The organism is Micromonospora sp. CA-263727 (assembly GCF_050942455.1).
In the GTDB taxonomy this organism is placed as follows: domain Bacteria; phylum Actinomycetota; class Actinomycetes; order Mycobacteriales; family Micromonosporaceae; genus Micromonospora.
Genome location: NZ_CP192031.1, coordinates 6,541,972 through 6,562,416 on the forward strand (window position 1 = coordinate 6,541,972; position 20,445 = coordinate 6,562,416).

Here is a 20,445-nt window from a genome sequence, read left to right on the forward strand (position 1 = left end):
CGGCGTGCCGCTGAGCAGGGACACGATCCGGCGCAGCCGCCTCAGCTCCTCGTCGCGTTCGGTGAGCGTCCGGTCGTACCACCGGTGCAGAGCATGGGCCTCGGCCAGCTCGCGGGCCAGCCGGTCCCGGTCCAGCAGCAGCTCCCGCCAGCCCTGACGCCCGGCCGTCCCGGCCTCGCGGGCAGGCGGCACCGGCTCGCGCCCGGCCGTCCCGGCCTCGCGGGCGGGCGGCACGGGATTACGCCCGGCCATCGTGGCGAGGGTCGCCGCCAGTTCGTCGGCCGGCACCGGCCAGAGGTGGGCCAGCCCGGCGTCGACCAGCCGGGACGCCAGCCGCCGCAGCGCCGCCACCGGCTCGGCCGGGCCCGCCAACCCGTGCCAGGCACCGGCGGGGTGACCACCACCTGGTCCGCCGGGACCCCGGCCTCCGCGCCGGCCTGCCACCCGCCGAGCAGCGCCCGCACCGCCGGCAGGTCCCGCCGCAGCGTGGCGGCCACCACCAGATCCTCGACGGTACGCCCCGGCGGAACCGGGCCACCGTCGGCGAACCACCACCCGCCGGCCGGGTCACGGTGGACCTCCCGGAGCCGGCCGTCCCGGACCAGCACCGCCGCCGGCAGTGCCCCACCCTCCGGCGCGGTGACCTGGCCCGCCGCGGCATGGATGGCCGGAACGCGTTCGGCCAGCAGGACCCATCCGGGCGCCAGCTCCGCAGCGACGCCGTGCCGGACGGCTGCCCCGGCCGAGCGGGCCGGATCCGCCAGCATCGGCGAGTCGGACCCGGTGCCGCCCAGCGTGGCCTGGAGGAAGCCGGTGACGTCGCCGTCGGCGAGTAGTTCCGGGCCCAGCAGGGCGGTCGGCGCGAGCGGCGACGGGTACGCGGCCCAGGTGCCGGCGATCCACAGCCCGGCCGCCGTCACCCGGTTTCGTACCCGGGTCAGCCCCGCCGGACGCGTCTCGTCGTGCTCGCCGAGCGTCGACCAGTCGGAGTCGGTGCTCTCCGGCGGCAGCGCCAGCAGCCGGTGCAGCCCGAGGAAGTTCTCCACGCCGAGCAGCAGCCGGCCACCCGGCCGCAGCACCGACACGATCAGGTCGAAGGCTTCCCCCCAGGCCAGTTCCGGTCCTTCGACCGAACTGAGCCGGGCCAGCCCGTCCAGGGCGACCACGGTGTCGTACGGCCCCAGTGCGGCGAGCTTCTCCGGGCTGCCGCAGCACACCTGGACGGCCGGCCGGTCGGCGTACCGCGCGGCCAGGTTCTCGGCGTCCCGCACCCCTCGCACCAGCACGGTCAGCTCCGTCGCGGGCAGCGCGTCGAGCAGGTCCGGATCGTGCGGGCCGACCACCAGGGTGTGCCCCTGCCCGGTGGAGAGCAGTGCGGCCAGGGCCGCTCCGCCGACCGGGCCGGGGCCGTGCTTTCCGTCAAGATCCGACCAGGCGAGCATCTCGCCGCCGAGCAACTGGACGCCGGCACTTCGCTCGGTCATCGGACCACCTCCGTGCCGTACCGGTCCGGCATCTCGTCGTCGCGGGTCCCGCTCTCCGGCGCGTCCGTTGCGGGGTCGGGCCAGCGGAAAAGCCGGCGCAACTCGGCCGGCGGGAGCAGGCGGTCGGCGCCCAGCTCGGCCACGGCCAGGGCGCGGGCGTCGCCCGGGTCGACCCGTGGGCCGTGCAGTGCCGCCCACTGCCGCCGGATCCGCGGCTGGCCGCCCCAGACCGGGGCCTCACCGGCCAGCTGCATCGGGTCGCCGTAGACGGCCGGCTCGCAGCCGGCCAGGATGCCGTAGAAGATCGCACTGCACAACCGGTTCGAGGCGACCCGCCGGTGCTGGCGCAGCTCGGCCAGCTGCCGGTGGAGGAACCCCGGGTCGAGGTCGGTCCACCGGCCGCCCCGGTAGCCGTGACAGACGACCCGGAAACCGGCCCGCTCGTAGTGCTGCCGCACCCGCGTCGACCGGTACTCCTGCCAGTAGAGGCAGACCGTCACCGGGCCCGGCTCCACGGCCCGGATCTCGTCGATCAGCCGGCCGTGGTCACCCACCACGTGCTGCCCCTCCCAGCCGTGGAAGGGGTACCAGATGGTCCCCTCCCGCCGCTGCGGGCCGTCCGGCGCCATCGCCAGCAGGTACGCCCACGGCGAGCCGACCACGTACGTCTGCCGACGCCCGAGCGACCAGGCCCGCCGCCGGGTCCGCTCGGACCAGAGGAACAGCGGCACCCCCGGCACGAACTCGTGGTCCGGCGCCATCCCGTCGCCGATGTTCCAGCCGTGCTGGAGGTGGCCGTGGATGCGCGGAGGCTCCCGATCGTCGAGCCCGCAGTAGCGGGCCAGCACGTGGGAGTGCCCGTAGTAGTGATTGGCGTGGTGCACGGCGGCGGGCGTCCCTGGTCGTGACGACGGGTGGAGGCGGAGCCTAACGAGCCCGCCTGAACACCCGGCCACACCGAGGTGTCGCCCCGGTGTTCCGTACGCGATACGGATGGAGCCCCCGGCCGGGATCGAACCGGCGACATCCCGCTTACAAGGCGGGTGCTCTGGCCAGCTGAGCTACAGGGGCGCTGTGTCGTGGTCAGCATAGCGACCGACGTCCGGTTTTCCCGCCCGGCAGGGGTCCCGAGCACGGGAAACGTCAACAACCCGACGGGCAGGCGTCGATTCGTGTCCGACCGTGCCCGAGTGACCGGAATGCGAATGCCGCTGGTCCCATCAAGAGTCCTGGACCTTGGCAGTGCGGCGAAAGCCGTTTACCGTGCAGTGACACGGACGACACCGGGGTTAACCCAACGACGCCCGTGGCGCCGGCACGGACGCCCGTGCCGGTCGCTCCTTCACTCGGATCGTCCGGCACGTTCCTGCCGGTGAAAGGAAGCGTCCCCTCATGGCTACGGTCACCTACGCCAAGGCGTCCCGGATCTACCCGGGCACCGAACGCCCGGCGGTCAACCAGCTCGAACTCGAGATCGGCGACGGCGAGTTCCTCGTCCTGGTCGGCCCCTCCGGTTGCGGCAAGTCCACCAGCCTGCGCATGCTCGCCGGCCTGGAGGACGTCGACGACGGCGCGATCTACATCGACGACCGGGACGTCACGCACCTGCCGCCGAAGGCCCGCGACATCGCGATGGTCTTCCAGAACTACGCCCTCTACCCGCACATGACGGTGTACGAAAACATGGCGTTCGCGCTCAAGCTGCGCAAGACCCCGAAGGCCGAGATCGACCGGCGGGTCAAGGAGGCGGCGGCGCTGCTCCAGCTGGAGGAGTACCTCAGCCGCAAGCCCAAGGCGCTCTCCGGCGGTCAGCGCCAGCGGGTCGCGATGGGCCGGGCCATCGTCCGGGAGCCGCAGGTCTTCCTGATGGACGAGCCGCTGTCGAACCTCGACGCCAAGCTCCGGGTGCAGACCCGTACCCAGATCGCCTCGCTCCAGGCGAAGCTCGGCATCACCACCGTCTACGTGACCCACGACCAGGTCGAGGCCATGACCATGGGCCACCGGGTGGCGGTCATGCTCGACGGCGAGCTCCAGCAGGTGGACACCCCGCGGGCGCTCTACGACACCCCGGCCAACGTCTTCGTCGCCGGCTTCATCGGCTCGCCCGCCATGAACATCAAGACCGTTGCGCTCAGCGAGCAGGGTGCGGCGTTCGCCGAGATGTTCGTCCCGTTGACCCGCGAGCAGACCGAGGCGGCTCGCGCCGAGGGTAGCGACGGCAAGGTCACCGTCGGCTTCCGTCCGGAGGACTGCGACATCGTCAGCCCGACCGAGGGCGGCATGCCGGTCGTGGTCGAGCTGGTCGAGGACCTCGGCTCGGACGCCAACGTCTACGGCCACGCCGCGCTTGACGGCGCCTCCGAGCGCTTCGTGGTGCGTACCGACCGGCGGCACATGCCGAACATGGGCGACACCATCTTCGTGAAGCCGCGTACCGGTCAGAGCCACGTCTTCCACGCCACCACCGGCAAGCGGATCTGACCCGGCGACGACCCCACGCGACTGCGAAGGGGCGGCCCGCTGCTGGCGGGCCGCCCCTTTCTGCGTACTCGCTGGGCTTTTCAGCCCTCGACGGCCCGGCGGCGGGCCACCTCGGCCAGGGTGACCGCGGCGGCCACGCTGGCGTTGAGCGACTCCACCTCGGAGATCATCGGGATGCTGACGGTCAGGTCGCAGGTCTGCCCGACCAGCCGGGAGAGCCCCCGCCCCTCCGAGCCGACCACCACGACCAACGGGCCGACCGCGGCCTCCAGGTGGTAGAGGTCGGTCTCGCCGTCGGCGTCCAGGCCCACCACCACGAAGCCGGCGTTCTGGCAGGCCTTCAGCGACCGGGTCAGGTTGGTCACCTGGGCCACCGGCACCCGGGCCGCCGCACCGGCGCTGGTCCGCCAGGCGGTCGCGGTGATCCCGGCCGCCCGCCGCTCCGGTACGAAGACCCCCTGCGCGCCGAACGCGGCGGCCGAACGGATCACCGCGCCGAGGTTCCGCGGGTCGGTGACCCCGTCCAGCGCCACCAGCAGCGGAGCCGGCTGCTCCAGCGCGGCGGCGACCAGATCCTCGAACGGCTCGTACGCGAACGGCGGCACCTGAAGGCCGACGCCCTGGTGCAGCACGCCCCCGGTCATCCGGTCCAGCTCGGCCCGGCTGACCTCCAGGATGGCGATGCCCCGGTCGGCCGCGGTACGGACGATCTCCTTCACCCGGTCGTCCATGTCGATGCCCTGCGCGGTGTAGAGCGCGGTCGCCGGCACGTGGGTACGTAGCGCCTCCAGCACCGGGTTACGGCCGACCAGCAGCTCCGGCGCGTCCTTCGCGGGATTGGACTTGCGCCCCGGCGCGACCCGTGGGCCGCCGCGCCCGACTGGCTGCTTGCCGCGTGCCGGCTTCGGGCTCGGGGTGGCCGTGCCCCGACCGCCACCCCTACCCCAGGTGGTGTCCTTGGTGCCCGGTTTGCCGATCTTCGGAGACCGGCCCTCGTCGGCCGCCGCCCGACGTTCCTTCTCCTGCTTCCAGGCGGTGCGCTGGGGCAGCTTCTCGGTGCCCGAGTACGCCTTGTGCCAGGGTCGCTCGTCGGCCGGCAAGGTCCGTCCGCGCCCGGCGAGGGCGTCCCGGTTCTTGCCGCCGGAGCCCTTCGAGGCGGTTGCCTTCGACGTCACCCGCCGGCCACGGCGTTGCGAATTGCCGGCCATCAGTCATGCTCTCCAATTGTCCAACGGGGGCCCTGGGGGGTGTCCTCGACCACCACGCCGGCCCGCTTGAGCTGGTCCCGCAGCGCGTCCGCGGCCGCCCAGTCCTTCCGGACCCGGGCCTGTGCGCGCTGTTCGAGGGCCAGGGCGACCAGGGAGTCCACCACGCCACGGAGGTCACTCGCCCGGGCTCCACCGGTCCACGCCGGGTCGAGGGGGTCGGTGCCGAGGATATCCAGCATCGCGCGCACGCTGCCGAGCGCCGTGCGGACGGTCACATCGTCCCCGCCGGCCAGCGCGTTGTTGCCGGCACGCAGCACCTCGTGCAGCACGGCCAGCGCGACCGAGGTGTTCAGGTCGTCGTCCATCGCCGCGGTGAACGCGGCCGGCAGCTCGCCGAGCTGGCCGGCGCCGACCCGCTCGACGGCCCGCTGCACGAAACCCTCGATCCGCCGGTACGCGACGGCCGCCTCGCGCAGCGCCTCCTCCGAGTAGTCGATCCGCGAACGGTAGTGCGCGGCGACGTAGTAGTAGCGCAGCTCGACCGGGCGCACCCCGAGCGAGGCGACGTACGCCAGGTCGAGGGTGTTGCCCAGCGACTTGCCCATCTTGGTCCCGCCGATGCCGAGCAGGCCGTGGTGCACCCAGAAGCGGGCGAAGGGCAGGTCGGCGGCGTGGGACTGGGCCAGCTCGTTCTCGTGGTGCGGGAAGATCAGGTCGAGCCCGCCGCCGTGGATGTCGAACTCCGCGCCCAGATACCGCCAGCACATCGCCGAGCACTCGATGTGCCAACCGGGACGGCCCCGCCCCCACGGCGACGGCCAGTAGGCGTCCGCCGGCTCGTCCGGTTTCGCGCCCTTCCAGAGCGCGAAGTCACGCGGGTCGCGCTTGCCGCGCTCCGGGGCGCAGTCGGCGGACTGCATGTCCTCCGGCGACTGGTTGGAGAGCGCGCCGTACGACGGCCACGACCGCACGTCGAAGTACACGTCGCCGGAGTCGTCGTCGGCCGGGTACGCGTGCCCCCGGTCGATCAACTGGGCGATCAGCTCGTGCATTTCCGGGATGTGCCCGGTGGCCCGCGGCTCGTAGGTCGGCGGCAGCACGTTCAACGCCCGGTACGCCGCGGCGAGCTTCAACTCGTTGGCGTACGCGATCGACCAGAACGGCTGCCCCTGCTCCTGCGCCTTGACGAGGATCTTGTCGTCGATGTCGGTCAGGTTGCGGACGAAGGTGACCTGGTAACCTGCGGCCAGCAGCCAGCGACGCAACACGTCGTAGTTGACGCCGGACCGAAGGTGACCGATGTGCGGGGGTGCCTGAAGGGTGAGACCACACAGGTAGACCCCCACCTTGCCGGCTTCCCGCGGGACGAAGTCCCGCACCGATCGGGTGGCGGTGTCATACAGGCGTAGCGTCACCGTACAAGGGTAGCCGTCCGTCGTTTTGCCGGTCTGCCGGAGCCGGGTCGTACGCTGCTGGTCGTGAATTCCCCAGCGACCCCGCCGCCGGCCGCGCCCGGCGGCGAGACGGCGCAGACGTTGGACCGGGGCCTGCGGCTGCTGCACCTGGTCGCGGAGGCGCCCGGCGGGCTGACCGTCACCGAGGCGGCGAACCGGTTGGGCATCGGCCGGGCCGCGGTCTACCGGCTGGTCGGGCCGCTGGCCGGGCACGGCATGCTGCGCCGCGACGCCACCGGCCGGCTGCGCCTCGGCGCCGGAGTGCTGCACCTGGCGCGGCGGGCCCAACCGCTGCTCGCCGAGGGAGCGCTGCCCGCGCTGCGCCGGCTCGCCGAGCAGGCCGGGGCGACCGCCCACCTGACCGTGGTCGAGTCCGGCGAGGGGGTCGCGCTGGCGGTGGTCGAGCCGAGCTGGACGTCGTTCCACGTGGCGTACCGGACCGGGGCCCGGCACCCGCTGGAGCGCGGGGCGGCCGGGCAGGCCATTCTCGCCGGCCGGTCCGGCGCCGTCGGCCCGGTGAGCACCGCCGGCGAGCTGCAACCCGGCGCGTACGGCGTGGCCGCCCCGGTGCTCGGGGTGCCCGGCCTGGAGGCGAGCGTCGGCGTGGTCGCCCTGGCCCCACTGGACGCCGAGACGGTCGGTGCCCAGGTGCTCGCCGCCGCCACCGCCATCGCCGCCGCGCTGAGCTGAGCCGGGTCGAGCCGAGCTGGATTGGGTCGAGCCCGGCTGGGCCGCGTTGAGCTGGGCTGGACCGCACTGGGCCGGGCGTTGCCATACCACATGTCACGCTGGTCGCCGGCGCTGTCCACAGGCGGTGGTGGCGGTCCCGGCCGTGGTTGTCCACAGGGGTCGCCGGGGCGGTGGCCCGCCCCGCAGGCTGCTGTCATGCCCGTTCACCCACACCTACCGGACGCCCTGGCCTGGCAGGTTTTTCGCGGCTCGGATGTCGTCCGCCGGGGCCTGCTCACCCGCTATCAGCTCCGCAGTTCCGCCTGGATGCGGCTGCGGCACGACATCTACGCCGACGCCCGGCTCGACCGGGACCACGCCCTGGCCTGCCGCGCGGCCGCCCTGCAACTGCCCGCCGGGGCGGCCGTCGCCGGTCCGTCGGCGGCCTACCTGCACGGCGTCGAGCACGCCGCCCGCTTCGACCAGCCGGTCCACGTCCTGGTGCCGGCCGCGGCCGGGCCGCGCAGCCAGCGTGGCCTGCGGGTGCACACGGTGGCCCCCGAGATCCTGGCCCGGCTGACCGTCAAGGGCGCCCCGCCGCACACCGACACCGCCCGCGCGGCCTGGGAGAGCGCCGTGTGGCTGGCGCCGGTCCGCTCGGTCGGCATCGTCGACACCCTGCTCGGCCGGGGTCTGACCACCCGGGCCGCGCTGGCCGAGGTGGCCGCCGCCAACGACGACCGCCCCGGCGGACGCCGGGCCCGCTGGGTGTTCGACCTGGCCGACCCGGCCGCCCGGTCGCCGGCCGAGTCGCAGCTGCGGGTCCGGCTGGTGTTGGCCGGGCTGCCCCGCCCGGTCGCGCACCACCCGGTGCGGGTGCCCGGCGGCCCGCTGCTGCATCCCGGCCTCGCCTGGCCGGAGCATCGGGTCGCGTTGGAGTTCGACGGCCAGCGGCTCTACCCGCTGGCCGGGGCGGGCTGGCTGGTGCTGCACGTGAGCGGCCGCCGCCTGCACCAGGATTTTCCGACCGTCGTCCGTGAGCTCCGCGCCGCGCTCATGAGCCATGGTCGACGCCGATGAAGGGGGCAGAACGGGCCACGGCCCGACCGGGAAACTCCCGGCCGGGCCGCGCGTTCGCCCGTCACGGGCGAGAGTCGTGCGTCGTTACCGGCGCAGCGGAGCGGTCACCGCCGCGTAGGCGTCGATGATGCCGTGCCCGTAGAAGCCGTTGAAGTCGACCGATCCGGCGCAGTAGGCGTCGAACTCGGCCGGCCGGCCCTCGTTGGTGTAGGTCTGCAACCTCGGCTCGGGGCAGGCTCGCTCGGCGGCCGTCCGGAGCAGGTGCTTCTCGACCTGGTCCGGTGCCAGGCCGAAGCCGCCCCGGCCCTGCGGCTTGCCGTACCGGCTCACGATCAACGCGGCCACCCCGGAGGCGTGCGGCGCCGCCATCGAGGTGCCCTGGAGGTACGTGTAGTAGCCGCACTTCCCGTTGGCCTTGCACTCCTTGAAGACGAAGGTCTCGGCGCCCGGCACGATGTTGCCGTCCTCGTCGACCACGCCCTCCTCCTGGAGGACCTTCTTCGGGTACGTGGAGAGGATCATGTTGGCGTCGGTGCGGAACGTGTCGGTGCCGAAGCCGTCCCGGAACCAGCCGCCCGGCGCGGCCACGGCGGTCTGCTCGGTGCCGTAGTTCGAGTAGTCGGCCTTCTTCCCGGACGGTCCGACCGAGGAGACGCTGATCACGTGCGGCCCCTCGGTGGGCAGATCCCAGCAGCTGTTGTTGTCGATCTCCCGCGGATACGGCGCGACGGCGCCGTAGTTCGGGCTGGAGGTGTCGGTGCGCGGATCGCCCAGATCCTCGTGGTTGTTGCCGAGCGCACCGACCAGCGTGACGCCGTGGTTGTGGGCGAAGGTCAGTGCCCGCTTCATGGCCCGGATGGTGGCCCGCTGCGCCGCCTGCGCCTCGGGCGAGTCGGCCGGGTTCGCCGTGCAGTTGTAGAGCCACGGGTCGACGTAGAAGGACATGTTGACCACGTCCAGGCCCGACCGGCCGGCGTGCAGCAGGGCGTTGACCACGGAGTTGAGGAAGAAGTAGCCGGAGTCCTGGCCGCCCTTGAGGTTGACCAGCGAAACCCCGGGCGCGACGCCGGAGACACCGAAGCCGTTGGCGGCGGCGCCGATGGTGCCGGCGACGTGCGTGCCGTGCCCGCCGTCGTCGGTGCCGACCGGGTCGAGGCAGCTCGCCACCTCGCACGGCCCGTCGATCTCCGGGATGTCGGGCGCGAAGTTGCGCGACAGTGCCCAGTTGAAGTTCGGGGCGATGTCGGGGTGGCTCGCGTCCACGCCCGTGTCGAGCACACCGACGGTCACCCGGCGATCGCCGGGCTCGATCTTGCGCGCCTTGTCGGCCCGGATCATCTCCAGGCCCCAGAGCTTGTCATCCAGCGGGTCCAGCTTCTTACCCCGCTGCTTGCCGCTGCCCTTGGCAGCGGCAACGGCCAGCAGGTGCTCCTGCTCGACCCGGTCCAGCTTGGGTTTGCGGCCGATCGCCTTCTGCTCGGCGGCGCCGATCAGCGCCGCGGCGGCGGTCGCCTTCGTCGCGAAGTCGGCCCGGTCGCTGGTCACCTGGTACAGGCCGACCTCGTCGGTCCGGGACACCACGGTCCCGCCGGCCGACCGGATCGCGGCGAGGGCCGCGTCGGCGGAGAAGCCGTCCTCCGCGACCACGGTGAAGGTCCGGACGGTCGCCGGCTCGGCGCTGGCCGGCACGCCCATACCCGTAACCGCGAGTGCCAGGGTCGCCGCGGTCGCGACGACGCCGGCGGTGAAGCGCTTGCTCACCACATCGAATCCTCTCGTTGAGGGACGTGGCGTCATCAGACATCAACGCATGCCGTTCCGCCAGTCCGGCGTCGGATACGCGGAGGAAGATCCTCTTCGCCGGATTGGTCGACCAGGACGGCGGATGTAGGCAAGCGTCACGTCAGGGCCGGCTCCGCCGCCTTCGCCGGCTCGCCGGGCGCGCGCAGCTCGTCGAGGCGGACCAGCGCCACCCCGGCAACGATCAGACCGCCGCCGAGCAGCTGCACGACCGTCGGCAGCTCACCCAGCACCAACCAGGCGATCAGCACCGCGAACATCACCTCGGTCAGCCCGACGAAGGAGGCCAGCCGGGCGCCGAGGATGCGCGCCGCGGCGATCCCGGCAAGGTACGCGACCACCGCCGCCACCAGCGCGAGGCCGACGATCGGGACGAGCCAGCTGGTGTGCTGCCCGGCGAACTGCACCGCGCCGAAGGTGGCCCGTAGCGGCAGCGCGCCGACCAGCCCGAGCAGCAGCAGCGCGCCGGCGCCGACCGCCATCCCGCCACTGGCCATGACCACCGACGGCAGTGCGGAGTCGACCCGGCCGGCGAGCACGAAGTACCCGGCCAGCCCCACGGCCGCGCCCAGCCCCCAGAGCACGCCGACCGGGTCGAGCCGGCCGGCTCCGGTCAGGTCGAGCACGAGGACCAGGCCGGCGAGGGCCGCCGCCGACCCGGCCACGGTCAGCCGGCGCGGCCGCTGCCCCTGGACCAGCCAGGTCCACCCGACGACGAGGATGATGCCGAGATACTCCAGCAGCAGCGCGACACCGACCGGCAGGTAGCGCACGGCGTTGAAGAAGCACACCTGGGCGAGCGCGACCCCGAGCAGCCCGAAGACGCCGATCGAGCCGAGGTTGCGGCGCAGCACCGGCCACCGCCCCCGCAGGACGAGCACCGCCGGCAGCGCCAGCACAAGGGCCGCGATGCCGACCCGGGCCGCCACGACCGCCTCGGCCGACCAGCCCGCACCGATGAGCGAACGGGCGAAGGTGCCCGAGGTGGCGAAGGTGACCGCGGAGAGCAGCGCCAGGGCGAGACCGGCACCGGCGGCGGGGGGTTGGCGCATCGACGCTCCTTGGCACGATTGCCCGCCATGGGCAAAATAGGTTATGCCGATGACGCTAGAGCGGGGCCAGGACAGGAGTCAAGTTGCTTTTCGCCCATGACACCGAATGTTCGCTGATCGCGGCCACCGCGCTGGTCAACACCGATGGGCGGGACGGCGACACGCTGCCCGATGTCGCCGCCCTGGACGCCTTCTACGTCACCCATTCCTACACCGGCCGGCACGAGCACACCGAGGCCGAACTCCGCGCGGTACGCGCCCTGCGCCCCCGGCTACGCCGGATCTGGTACGCCGACATCCACGAGATCGTCTCGATCGTCAACGGGCTGCTCCGCGAACACCGCGCCCTGCCCCAACTCATCACCCACGACGACGAGCCGTACCACCTGCACGCCGCACCCCGGGACGCCCCGCTGGCCACCAGAATCGCGGTCGAGGCGGGGATGGCCATCGCCGACGTGGTACGCGGCGGCGAGCTGCGCCGGCTGCGCACCTGCGACCACCCCGACTGCGACAACGTGCTGGTCGACCTGTCGAAGAACCGTTCCCGCCGGTTCTGCGACGCCGGCTGCGGCAACCGGGCCGCGGTCAGCGCCTACCGCGCCCGCAAGGCCGCCGCCCGCCCCTGACCTCAGGTGCCGAGGCGCGCCACCACCTCACCCGACGACGAGCGGGGCCAAGTCCACGCCCGCCCCCGGACGACCCGACGCGGCAGGCCAAGATCACGCTCGACCCTGGATCGAGTGGCATCGAGGACGCCAAATAGCCACTGGATCCCGGATCGAGCATGATCTTGCGTGCTCCGCACGGAGGGCAGGCGTTTCAACCGGTGGGTACGTTTGTGGTTGCTGGGGCGACAACAGATGCTTAGCTGTCCCGCACCCGCCGCAACGAGCGGCCGATCCCCCTCGCGCCCCGGCACCGTCGGGTCTGGCGCGGGGTGCGCGCGCATGCGCTGGCGCACCTGCCCGGACCGGTACGCGGCGGTGCCGACCGAGCCGGCCACGACGCCGAACCGTCCCCCGAGGGCTCAGGCCACTGTGGCGAACCCGCAGGTCGGCGGGGGCCGGATGGCTCACGCTCGCGCAGTCCTGGCGGGCCAACGGTGGCCGGTGGTGACCGGCCCTGCCGCGCAGGCCCGGCCGCACCTGCCGCTGCGCCCGCTCTGGCTCTGCCGGGTCTGCGCCGTTGCTGGGTCCGGGCCGGATTGAGACAGCAACATCCCCGGAGTTGTCCGGACGGCATCGGCGGATCGGTGACGTGTCCTGCTCAGGGGTGGGTCATGCGGAGCAGGTCGAGCGCCTCCTCCAGTTGGGTCTCGCTGAGCTTGCCGGAGTCGACGTGGCCACGGGCGATCACCACCTCCTTGATGGAGAGCTGCTTGGCCAGCGCCTCCTTGGCGATCGACGCGGCCTCGTCGTACCCGAGGTAGCGGTTGAGCGGGGTGACGATCGACGGCGAACCCTCGGCGTACGATAGGCAGACCTCGGCGTCCGCGACCAGGCCGACCACGCAGCGGTCGGCGAGCAGGCGGCTCGACGCGGCGAGCAGCCGGATCGACTCCAGCACGTTGCGCGCCATCACCGGGAGCATCACGTTCAGTTCGAAGTCGCCCTGCGAGCCGGCGAAGGCCACCGTCGCGTCGTTCCCGATCACCTGCGCACAGACCTGCCGGACGGCCTCGCAGACCACCGGGTTGACCTTGCCCGGCATGATCGAGGAGCCCGGCTGGAGGTCGGGGATCCGCAGCTCGCGCAGGCCGGCCCGGGGGCCGGATCCCATCCAGCGGATGTCGTTGGCGATCTTGTAGAGACCGACGGCCACGGTGCGCAGCTGTCCCGAGGCTTCCACCAGCGCATCCCGCGCGCCCTGCGCCTCGAAGTGGTTGCGCGCCTCGGTCAGCGGCAGTCCGGTCGAGGCGCGCAGCTTCTCGACCACCCGGGCGGCGAAGCCGAGCGGGGTGTTGATCCCGGTGCCCACCGCCGTCCCGCCCAGCGGCAGCTCGGCCAGCCGGGGCAGCACCCCCTCCAGCCGTTCGATGCCATACCGGACCTGGGCGGCGTACCCGCCGAACTCCTGACCGAGGGTCACCGGAGTGGCGTCCATCAGGTGGGTACGCCCGGCCTTGACCACGGTGTCGAACTCCCCGGCCTTCGCCTCCAGCGCGCCGGCCAGGTGGGCGAACGCCGGGAGCAGGTCCCGCGCAACGGCCTCGGTGGCAGCCAGGTGGATCGAGGACGGAAAGACGTCGTTGCTGGACTGCGAGGCGTTGACGTCGTCGTTGGGATGCACGGCCCGGCCCAGCTCCCGGCCGGCCAGGGTGGCGATCACCTCGTTGCTGTTCATGTTGGACGATGTGCCGGAGCCGGTCTGGAAGACGTCGACCGGGAACTGGTCGTCGTACCCGCCGTCGGCCACGTGCGCGGCGGCGGCGGCGATCGCCGCGGCCACGTTCGGGTCGATCACGCCCAGGTCGCCGTTGACCTCGGCCGCCGCCCCCTTGATCTGGGCCAGTGCCCGGATCTGGGCCGGCTCGATCCCCCGGCCCGAGATCGGGAAGTTCTGCACCGCCCGCTGCGTCTGGGCCCGCCAGAGCGCCTCGGCGGGCACCTCCACCTCACCCATCGAGTCACGTTCGATCCGGTAGCCCGTCGTCTCCGTAGTCGTCACGTATACCATCCTGCCCCGCCCGACGCACCCGTGCAGATGATCGCGCCAGCCGGCTCACCCCAGCTCGGCGAGGAGCCGCCGGACCTCGGCGGCGTCGGGTGACTCGACCTGTTCGAGCAGGGACAGCGAGCGGACCCAGTGCGACCTGGCCGCCGCCGGGTCGGTGGCGACCAGACAGCGGGCGATGCCGTCCAGCGCCCGGGCCTGCTCGTACCGGTGGTTGATCCGTGTGGCGTCGAGCAGCACCCGGCCGAACAGGTCCTGTGCGCTGCGTACGTCCCCCTGGTCGAGCAGGGCTCGGGCCAGCAGGTTCCGCGAGCCGCACTGGCCGACCAGGTCGCCAGCCTCGCTGATCGCAACGAACGCCTGTCGGTGCAGCGCCGCCGCCTCGTCCGCCCGGCCCGCCTCGCGTTCCATCACACCGAGTTCGTTGAGCAGCTCGCCCTCGTCGTACCGGTTGCTCCCGCGGCGTTGAAGCATCAACGCCGTTCGCAGCAGCCGGCGCGCGGCCCTCGTGTGGCCCATCCGGTGCCGGATGGTGCCGATATGTCCGACCGCGTTGGCCAACTGCCGGCGGTCGCCGACCACCCGGGCCACGTACAGGTGCGTGCGGCTGATTCGCAACGCCTCGTCGTAGTGGCCCCAGATGCAGAGCGCGTAGCTGACGTTGTTGAGCAGAGCGATGCGCCCGGGCAACTCGTCGAGACCGGGTATGGCCGCCGCCTCGCGGAAGAACGCGATCCCCTGGCGGTGGTCGCCGTTGCTGTGGCTGCTGATCCCGATGTTCCACAGCAGGTTCTTCAGCAGGCTGGGTGGACCGGTGCGACGGCACAGCTCGACGGCCCGTTGCAGCAGGACGATCGCCTCGGCGAAGCGGGCCCGCCGGAAGTGGGTCGAAGCGAGATAGTTCAGCATCATCGCCTGCGTCTGCTCGTCACCGAGCGACTCGGCCGCCCGAAGTCCCACCCGATGCGTCTCGACCAACTCGTCCAGGTGGCCGCCGTTGTAGAGCAGCCGCCAGCTGGCTCGGGCCAGTTGCCAGGCACGCTCGGGAAAGTCCTGCTCCGCCAGTGCCGGCATGGCCACCAACGCGGAACGGTTCTCGTCGAACCAGGCCAGCCCCCGGTCGGCGCAGATCGCCACCAGATCCGGCCGGGGCGCCGGAGGCAGGCTGAAGGCGAGGCGGGTGGCCGGCGCCTCGGTCTCGCGGCCGAGCGTTGCCGACACATGCAGGTAGTGATCCAGCAGCCGTTCCAGCGCGGTGTGGCGCTCGGTGGCCCTGGCCGGATCGGAGAGCAGCGTCCAGGCGTACTCGCGGACCAGGTCGTGCAGCCGGTACCGGCCCGGCTCCGGCTCGTCCATCAGGTGCGCGTCAACCAGTTCGTCCAGCGCTTCCTGGGCCTCGACCAACGCCGCCCCGGCGACCGCAGCCGCGGTGGCGGTGTCGACCCGCACCCCGGGATGCAGCCCGAGCAGCCGGAAGGTGCGCTGCGCCGCCGGCGACACCTGGGCGTACGACAGGGCGAACGCCTCCCCGACGGAGCGCTGCCCGGCGGCAAGCTCGGCCAGTGCGTCCCGAGCCCCGCCGAGCCGGTCGGCCAGGTCGGCGATCCGCCACCGGGGACGGTGGACCAGCCGGCCGCCGGCCAGCCGGATCGCCAACGGCAGGTAACCGCAGCGGCGGACCACCTCGCTGGCGGCGGCCGGCTCCGCGCTGACCCGCTCCTCGCCAGCCACCCGCCCGAGCAGTTCGACCGCCTCGCCCGGGTCGAGCAGGCGCAGCGACGAGGGCCGCCCCTCGTCGAGACCGACCAGCCGGCGTCGGCTGGTGATCAAGGTGAGGCAGCCGGCACCGCTGGGCAGCAGCGGCACCACCTGCGCGGCGGTCGCCGCGTTGTCCAGCAGCACCAGGGCGCGCCGGTCGGCCAGCTCGGTGCGCCAGATGGCCAGCCGATCATCGACGTCGACCGGGATTCGTTCGGGCGCAACCCCGAGTTGCCGGAGCAGGGTGGCCAGCGCGGCCGACGGACTCAGCGGTGCCCGCTCGCTGTGCCCGTGCAGATCGATGAAGAGCTGAGCGTCCGGGTAGCACTCGGCCAGCCGGGTGGCCACGTGCACGGCCAGGGTGGTCTTCCCGCTGCCTGCCATGCCGTCGATCAGATGGATCCGGGTCTCGCCCTCCTCGATCTCCTTGACCAGCCGGGCCACGGTCTCCGATCGCCCGGTGAAGTCGCTGATCGCCCGGGGCAGCCCGCGGACCGGGGCGGTGGCGCGGCGCTCCGATCCGGCGATGGCGAGATCCCCGGCCAGCACCCGCTGGTGCAGTTCCTGTAGCGCCGCGCCCGGCTCGATGCCGAGTTCCTCGGCGTACAGCCGCCGGCCCTCCCGGTACAGGCCGAGCGCGTCGGCCTGCCGCCCGACGGCGGAGAGCGCCAGCATGAGCTGGCCGCGCAGCCGTTCCCGCAGCGGATGCCGTTCCAGGTACTCGGTCAGCTCGTCGAGCAGGCCCGCCGCGTGGCCGAGCCGCAGCTCGATGTCCACGCACTCCTCCAGCACGGCCAGGCGCTGCTCGTCGAGCACCTGCGCCCGCCGACGTACGGTGCGGTTCGGGATGCCGCCCAGCGCCGAACCGCGCCACAGCTGCAACGCGGCGCGGAACTGGCGGCGCGCCTCGGCCAGCTGTCCCGCGGCGAGCGTGGCCCGTGCGGCGTCGACGCCCTGGGTGAAGACCTCGGTGTCCAGCTCTCCCGGCCCGGTCCGGACCGCGTATCCGACGGGGTCGGTGACGATGGTCTCCGGCGGCAGACCGAGCCCGGCGAACCGGTGTCGCAATCGCGACACACAGGTCTGCAACTGGGCCCGGGCGGTGGCCGGCGGGCGCTCCTCCCAGATCGCGTCGACCAGTTCCTCCACCGGCACGATGCGGTTCGCCCTCAGCAGCAGGACGGCGAGTACGACCCGGTCCCGACCTGCGGTGACGGTGGCTTCGCCGCCACCGACCCGCAGAGGTCCCAGGATCTGAAACCGCATCCGTTCTCCCGCCCCCCGATGGTGGCAACTTTCAGCAGCGTAGCCCGACGGTCACAGTTGCCCCCATCAGCCTGATAGCGATCTGAGAGTGGATCGACAGTGCCAGGCCGGAGACTCGGGCCGGTTGCCTTGTTGCAATCGACGGGGGCGGTGCGCCCGCCCCGAAAGGCGGGCGCACCGATGTCGAACGGCTGACGCCTCTCCCGGTCAGCGGCTGCCGATGGTGAGAACCGGCTTGGTCACCTCGGCGAAGAAGTCGTTGCCCTTGTCGTCGACGACGATGAAGGCGGGGAAGTCCTCCACCTCGATCTTCCAGACCGCCTCCATGCCGAGTTCCGCGTATTCGAGGACCTCGACGTGCTTGATGCAGTCCTGGGCGAGCCGGGCCGCGGGGCCGCCGATCGAGCCGAGGTAGAAGCCGCCGTGCTGATCGCAGGAGCGGGTCACCTGGGCCGACCGGTTGCCCTTGGCCAGCATCACCATCGAGCCGCCCGCAGCCTGGAACTTCTCCACGTACGCGTCCATCCGGCCGGCCGTGGTCGGGCCGAACGAGCCGGAGGCGTAGCCCTCCGGGGTCTTCGCCGGGCCGGCGTAGTAGACGGCGTGGTCGCGCAGGTACTGCGGCATCGGCTCGCCCGCGTCCAGCCGCTCGGCAATCTTGGCGTGCGCGATGTCCCGGGCGACCACCAGCGGGCCGGTCAGGGAGAGGCGGGTCTTCACCGGGTACTTGGAGAGTTCGGCGCGGATCTCGTCCATCGGCCGGTTGAGATCGACGCGGACCGCCTCGGTCGCGTCCAGCTGCGCCTCGGTGACCTCGGGCAGGTAGCGGGCCGGGTCGGTTTCGAGTCGCTCCAACCACACCCCCGACGGGGTGATCTTCGCAACCGCCTGCCGGTCCGCCGAGCAGGACACCGCGATCGCCACCGGGCACGACGCGCCGTGCCGGGGCAGCCGCACCACCCGCACGTCGTGGCAGAAGTAGCGCCCGCCGAACTGCGCGCCGATGCCGAAGTTGCGGGTCAACTCCAGCACCTCGGCCTCCAGCTCCAGGTCGCGGAAGCCGTGTGCGGTCATCGAGCCGGAGGTGGGCAGCCCGTCGAGATACTTCGCGGAGGCGTACTTGGCGGTCTTGAGGGCGTACTCGGCGCTGGTGCCGCCGATCACCACGGCCAGGTGGTACGGCGGGCAGGCCGCGGTGCCGATCAGCCGCAGCTTCTCCTCCAGGAACTGCATCATCCGGGTCGGATTGAGCAGCGCCTTGGTCTCCTGGTAGAGGTACGACTTGTTGGCCGAGCCGCCGCCCTTGGCCATGAAGAGGAACTTGTACGCGTCCGGATGGCCGTCCGGATCCTCCGCGTAGAGCTCCACCTGGGCGGGCAGGTTGCTGCCGGTGTTGCGCTCCTCCCACATGGTGAGCGGGGCGAGCTGCGAGTAGCGCAGGTTCAACCGGGTGTACGCCTGCCACACGCCGCGCGAGATCGCCTCGGCGTCACCGCCATCGGTGAGCACGTGTCGACCCCGCTTGCCCATCACGATCGCGGTGCCGGTGTCCTGGCACATCGGCAGGACGCCACCAGCGGCGATGTTGGCGTTGCGGAGCAGGTCGAGCGCGACGAAGCGGTCGTTCGGCGAGGCCGCCGGGTCATCGATGATCGACCTCAGCTGGGCAAGGTGCGCGGGGCGCAGGAAATGCGCGATGTCATGCATCGCTTCGGCGGTCAGCGCGGTCAGCGCGGCCTGATCCACGGTGAGAAACCGGCGTCCACCAGGACCGTTGACGACGTCGACGCCCTCGTCGGTGACCAGGCGGTACTCCGTCTGGTCGGGACCGGTCGGCAGCAGGGGGGCGTACGAGAAGTCAGCACTGCTCGCTCGCTGGCGCTCGCTCATGACGGCAAAGCCTAGGGCAGAAGGGTCGATCATTCCCACTCGCCGGGTGGGGCACTGGGACGCTGCTCTCATCCGCCCCGGTCGGCGGTCACTTGCCCGGGTCGGATCCCGGGCACTGCTCGTTCTTCGGACCGCAACTGTCCTGCGGCTGCGGGGCCCCTCCGGTACCGGCCGGCCCCGGTACGCCCCGGTCGCCGTTGCCCGCCGGGTCGCCCGCCGCCGCGCCGAACCGGACGTATCCGATCTCGCGACCCTCCCCGATGATCATGCCGGCCGGGCCGACCGCGAGCGCGTTCGCTGAGGTCCGTAGCGCGGCGAGTTCCCGCCCGGTGCGCGGGTCCAGCGCCACCAGACGATTGGGCTTCTCGTCGGCGAGCAGGGCCGCGTACGGGGTCAGCGCGGCACCCGCCTTCTCACCGGCCGGGCGGTTCCAGCGGACCTGGCCGGAGCTGAGTTCGCGGGCCGAGACCGTGCCACGGTCAGCGGTACGCACCACCGCGTACCGGTCGTCGACGGCGAGCACCCGCTCCCCGTCCTTGGTGACCAGCAGCAACCGCCCGTCGTACCCGTCGATGACCGCCTCACGTCCGTCCGGCGCGACCCCGACCAGCACGCTGCGGGCGCCGTACGGGTCCTCCCGCTGCACGCACCCGGCGCTGTCGGCGGTGCGCAGGTTGATCCCGGCCCGCTGCCAGGTCTCCTGACCGGTGGCCGGATCCTGACCGGAGATCGCAAAGTAACAGCTGCCGTCCTGCGATCGGGCGGCGATACGCAGCAGCCGGCCACCGATCACCGTGAGCCGCTCGTCCCGACCGGGCTCGACGTTCTGGAGCACCCGACCGGTGGCGGTGTCCACCACGTGCACCCGGCCGTCGACGGGGAACCCGAGCAACGCCGGTGCCGTCTCCGGGCCGGCCACCTCACCGTCGATCCGGGCCGTGCTGAGCCGGCGGGTGTCGAGCAGGTTCGGGTTGTCGGCGAAGAGGCCGGTGCTGACCCCGGGCAGGAAGGCGGTCCACAGCGGAGCGGTCCCGCGCGGATCCCAGGCGCTCAGGGTGCAGTCGGTCGCGCCGACGCAGTGCGCGTCGAGCAACAGGTTGCGGTAGGTCCAGACGGCTACCGCGTCGTCGTCGCGCCGCCGGGTCAGGCCGCTGGTCGGGTCGACCACCTCGTACCCCTTGACCAGCAGCCGGCCCACGACGACCACGGCCTCCGCGCCGGCGCCGGCCACCGCGCTCCAGTCGGCCTTGCGTTCCCAGAGCTGGGTGCCGGCGGCCAGGCTGCGGGCCTCGACCCGGGTGCGCTGCTCGACCACCACGGTCTCACCGGCGATGGTGACGCTGCGCGGGGTGCCGCCGATGCGCTCCTGCCAGACCACGTCCGGCTCGGAGATCGGCGCGCGCCGGTTGACCCAGTCCCACATTCCAGGAAACGGGTTCCACACTCCGGTGGCGGCGAGCACCACCACGGTGATGAGGCCGAGCAGCAGCCAGCCACGTACGCCGAGGCCGCTCCCCTTCGCCACCGGAACACGGTAGCCACCCACCCCTCCCACCACGCGCAACCTCCCGCGTGTCGCGCAAGGAAGGGTCCCTTATTAACGCCTCCGGTAGTAAAAGGGCCC

At 72.5% G+C, this 20,445-nt stretch carries 14 protein-coding genes and 1 tRNA gene; 4 read left to right on the forward strand and 11 right to left on the reverse strand.

Translation table 11 applies throughout. From position 1 onward, the window contains the following. Positions 1-41: 41 nt before the first annotated feature. The 3 genes from ACQPYA_RS28755 to ACQPYA_RS28765 form a co-directional block, all read right to left on the reverse strand. Positions 42-1,484 carry a hypothetical protein gene (locus ACQPYA_RS28755; RefSeq protein WP_433530139.1) on the reverse strand — a complete coding sequence of 481 codons (1,443 nt, stop codon included), beginning with the start codon at positions 1,482-1,484 and terminating at the stop codon, positions 42-44. Then, the gene (locus ACQPYA_RS28760; RefSeq protein ID WP_433530140.1) at positions 1,481-2,368 is read right to left on the reverse strand and encodes a hypothetical protein; all 888 of its coding nucleotides are present in this window, start codon (positions 2,366-2,368) and stop codon (positions 1,481-1,483) included. Before ACQPYA_RS28760 ends, ACQPYA_RS28755 begins: the two co-directional genes overlap by 4 nt. Before the next feature lie 110 nt (positions 2,369-2,478). After that, positions 2,479-2,555 (reverse strand) — tRNA-Thr (locus ACQPYA_RS28765). A 321-nt stretch (positions 2,556-2,876) separates the two neighbouring features. Between ACQPYA_RS28765 and ACQPYA_RS28770 the strand changes: the two genes are divergently transcribed. Continuing rightward, on the forward strand, positions 2,877-3,968 hold the full coding sequence (locus ACQPYA_RS28770; RefSeq protein WP_433530141.1) for an ABC transporter ATP-binding protein: 1,092 nt from the start codon (positions 2,877-2,879) through the stop codon (positions 3,966-3,968). A gap of 80 nt (positions 3,969-4,048) precedes the next feature. Here the strand turns inward: ACQPYA_RS28770 and rlmB are convergent, their stop codons facing one another. Beyond that, entirely contained in the window at positions 4,049-5,176 is a 1,128-nt protein-coding gene (rlmB, locus tag ACQPYA_RS28775) for a 23S rRNA (guanosine(2251)-2'-O)-methyltransferase RlmB (protein ID WP_433530142.1), read from the reverse strand. Continuing rightward, entirely contained in the window at positions 5,176-6,591 is a 1,416-nt protein-coding gene (gene cysS / locus ACQPYA_RS28780) for a cysteine--tRNA ligase (RefSeq protein WP_433530143.1), read from the reverse strand. The genes rlmB and cysS overlap by 1 nt, the downstream gene beginning before the upstream one ends. Before the next feature lie 63 nt (positions 6,592-6,654). On the opposite strand from cysS, the gene ACQPYA_RS28785 reads away from it, so the two are divergent. After that, entirely contained in the window at positions 6,655-7,320 is a 666-nt protein-coding gene (locus tag ACQPYA_RS28785) for an IclR family transcriptional regulator (protein ID WP_433530144.1), read from the forward strand. Positions 7,321-7,515: 195 nt separating this feature from the next. Continuing rightward, entirely contained in the window at positions 7,516-8,379 is an 864-nt protein-coding gene (locus ACQPYA_RS28790; RefSeq protein ID WP_433530145.1) for a hypothetical protein, read from the forward strand. Positions 8,380-8,463: 84 nt separating this feature from the next. On the opposite strand, the gene ACQPYA_RS28795 is transcribed toward ACQPYA_RS28790, so the two are convergent. Both ACQPYA_RS28795 and ACQPYA_RS28800 read right to left on the reverse strand, forming a co-directional pair. After that, on the reverse strand, positions 8,464-10,140 hold the full coding sequence (locus ACQPYA_RS28795) for a S8 family serine peptidase (RefSeq protein ID WP_433530146.1): 1,677 nt from the start codon (positions 10,138-10,140) through the stop codon (positions 8,464-8,466). 137 nt (positions 10,141-10,277) lie between these two features. Then, complete coding sequence (locus ACQPYA_RS28800; RefSeq protein WP_433530147.1) at positions 10,278-11,231, reverse strand: EamA family transporter; 954 nt, start codon at positions 11,229-11,231, stop codon at positions 10,278-10,280. Positions 11,232-11,314: 83 nt separating this feature from the next. Here ACQPYA_RS28800 and ACQPYA_RS28805 point away from each other — a divergent pair, with 83 nt between their 5' ends. Then, positions 11,315-11,860: a CGNR zinc finger domain-containing protein gene (locus ACQPYA_RS28805; protein ID WP_433530148.1), complete on the forward strand. Its 546-nt coding sequence runs from the start codon at positions 11,315-11,317 to the stop codon at positions 11,858-11,860. Positions 11,861-12,500: 640 nt separating this feature from the next. Here ACQPYA_RS28805 and ACQPYA_RS28810 read toward each other — a convergent pair. The 4 genes from ACQPYA_RS28810 to ACQPYA_RS28825 all read right to left on the reverse strand — a co-directional run bounded on the left by ACQPYA_RS28810 (position 12,501) and on the right by ACQPYA_RS28825 (position 20,346). Further along, on the reverse strand, positions 12,501-13,901 hold the full coding sequence (locus tag ACQPYA_RS28810) for a class II fumarate hydratase (protein WP_433530149.1): 1,401 nt from the start codon (positions 13,899-13,901) through the stop codon (positions 12,501-12,503). A 54-nt stretch (positions 13,902-13,955) separates the two neighbouring features. Continuing rightward, the gene (locus ACQPYA_RS28815; protein WP_433530150.1) at positions 13,956-16,931 is read right to left on the reverse strand and encodes a BTAD domain-containing putative transcriptional regulator; all 2,976 of its coding nucleotides are present in this window, start codon (positions 16,929-16,931) and stop codon (positions 13,956-13,958) included. 207 nt (positions 16,932-17,138) lie between these two features. Then, on the reverse strand, positions 17,139-18,821 hold the full coding sequence (locus tag ACQPYA_RS28820) for a fumarate hydratase (protein ID WP_433530151.1): 1,683 nt from the start codon (positions 18,819-18,821) through the stop codon (positions 17,139-17,141). An 88-nt stretch (positions 18,822-18,909) separates the two neighbouring features. After that, positions 18,910-20,346 (reverse strand): PQQ-binding-like beta-propeller repeat protein, encoded by a 1,437-nt coding sequence (locus tag ACQPYA_RS28825; protein ID WP_433530152.1) that lies wholly within the window; start codon positions 20,344-20,346, stop codon positions 18,910-18,912. Positions 20,347-20,445 lie beyond the last annotated feature (99 nt).

Excerpts from the sequence above, each read along its gene's own strand:
- ACQPYA_RS28790 (WP_433530145.1), top strand. The coding sequence starts at position 7,516 with ATGCCCGTTCACCCACACCTACCGGACGCCCTGGCCTGGCAGGTTTTT.
- ACQPYA_RS28770 (WP_433530141.1), top strand. The coding sequence starts at position 2,877 with ATGGCTACGGTCACCTACGCCAAGGCGTCCCGGATCTACCCGGGCACC.
- ACQPYA_RS28815 (WP_433530150.1), bottom strand. The coding sequence starts at position 16,931 with ATGCGGTTTCAGATCCTGGGACCTCTGCGGGTCGGTGGCGGCGAAGCC.
- rlmB (WP_433530142.1), bottom strand. The coding sequence starts at position 5,176 with ATGGCCGGCAATTCGCAACGCCGTGGCCGGCGGGTGACGTCGAAGGCA.
- ACQPYA_RS28755 (WP_433530139.1), bottom strand. The coding sequence starts at position 1,484 with ATGACCGAGCGAAGTGCCGGCGTCCAGTTGCTCGGCGGCGAGATGCTC.
- ACQPYA_RS28800 (WP_433530147.1), bottom strand. The coding sequence starts at position 11,231 with ATGCGCCAACCCCCCGCCGCCGGTGCCGGTCTCGCCCTGGCGCTGCTC.
- ACQPYA_RS28820 (WP_433530151.1), bottom strand. The coding sequence starts at position 18,821 with ATGAGCGAGCGCCAGCGAGCGAGCAGTGCTGACTTCTCGTACGCCCCC.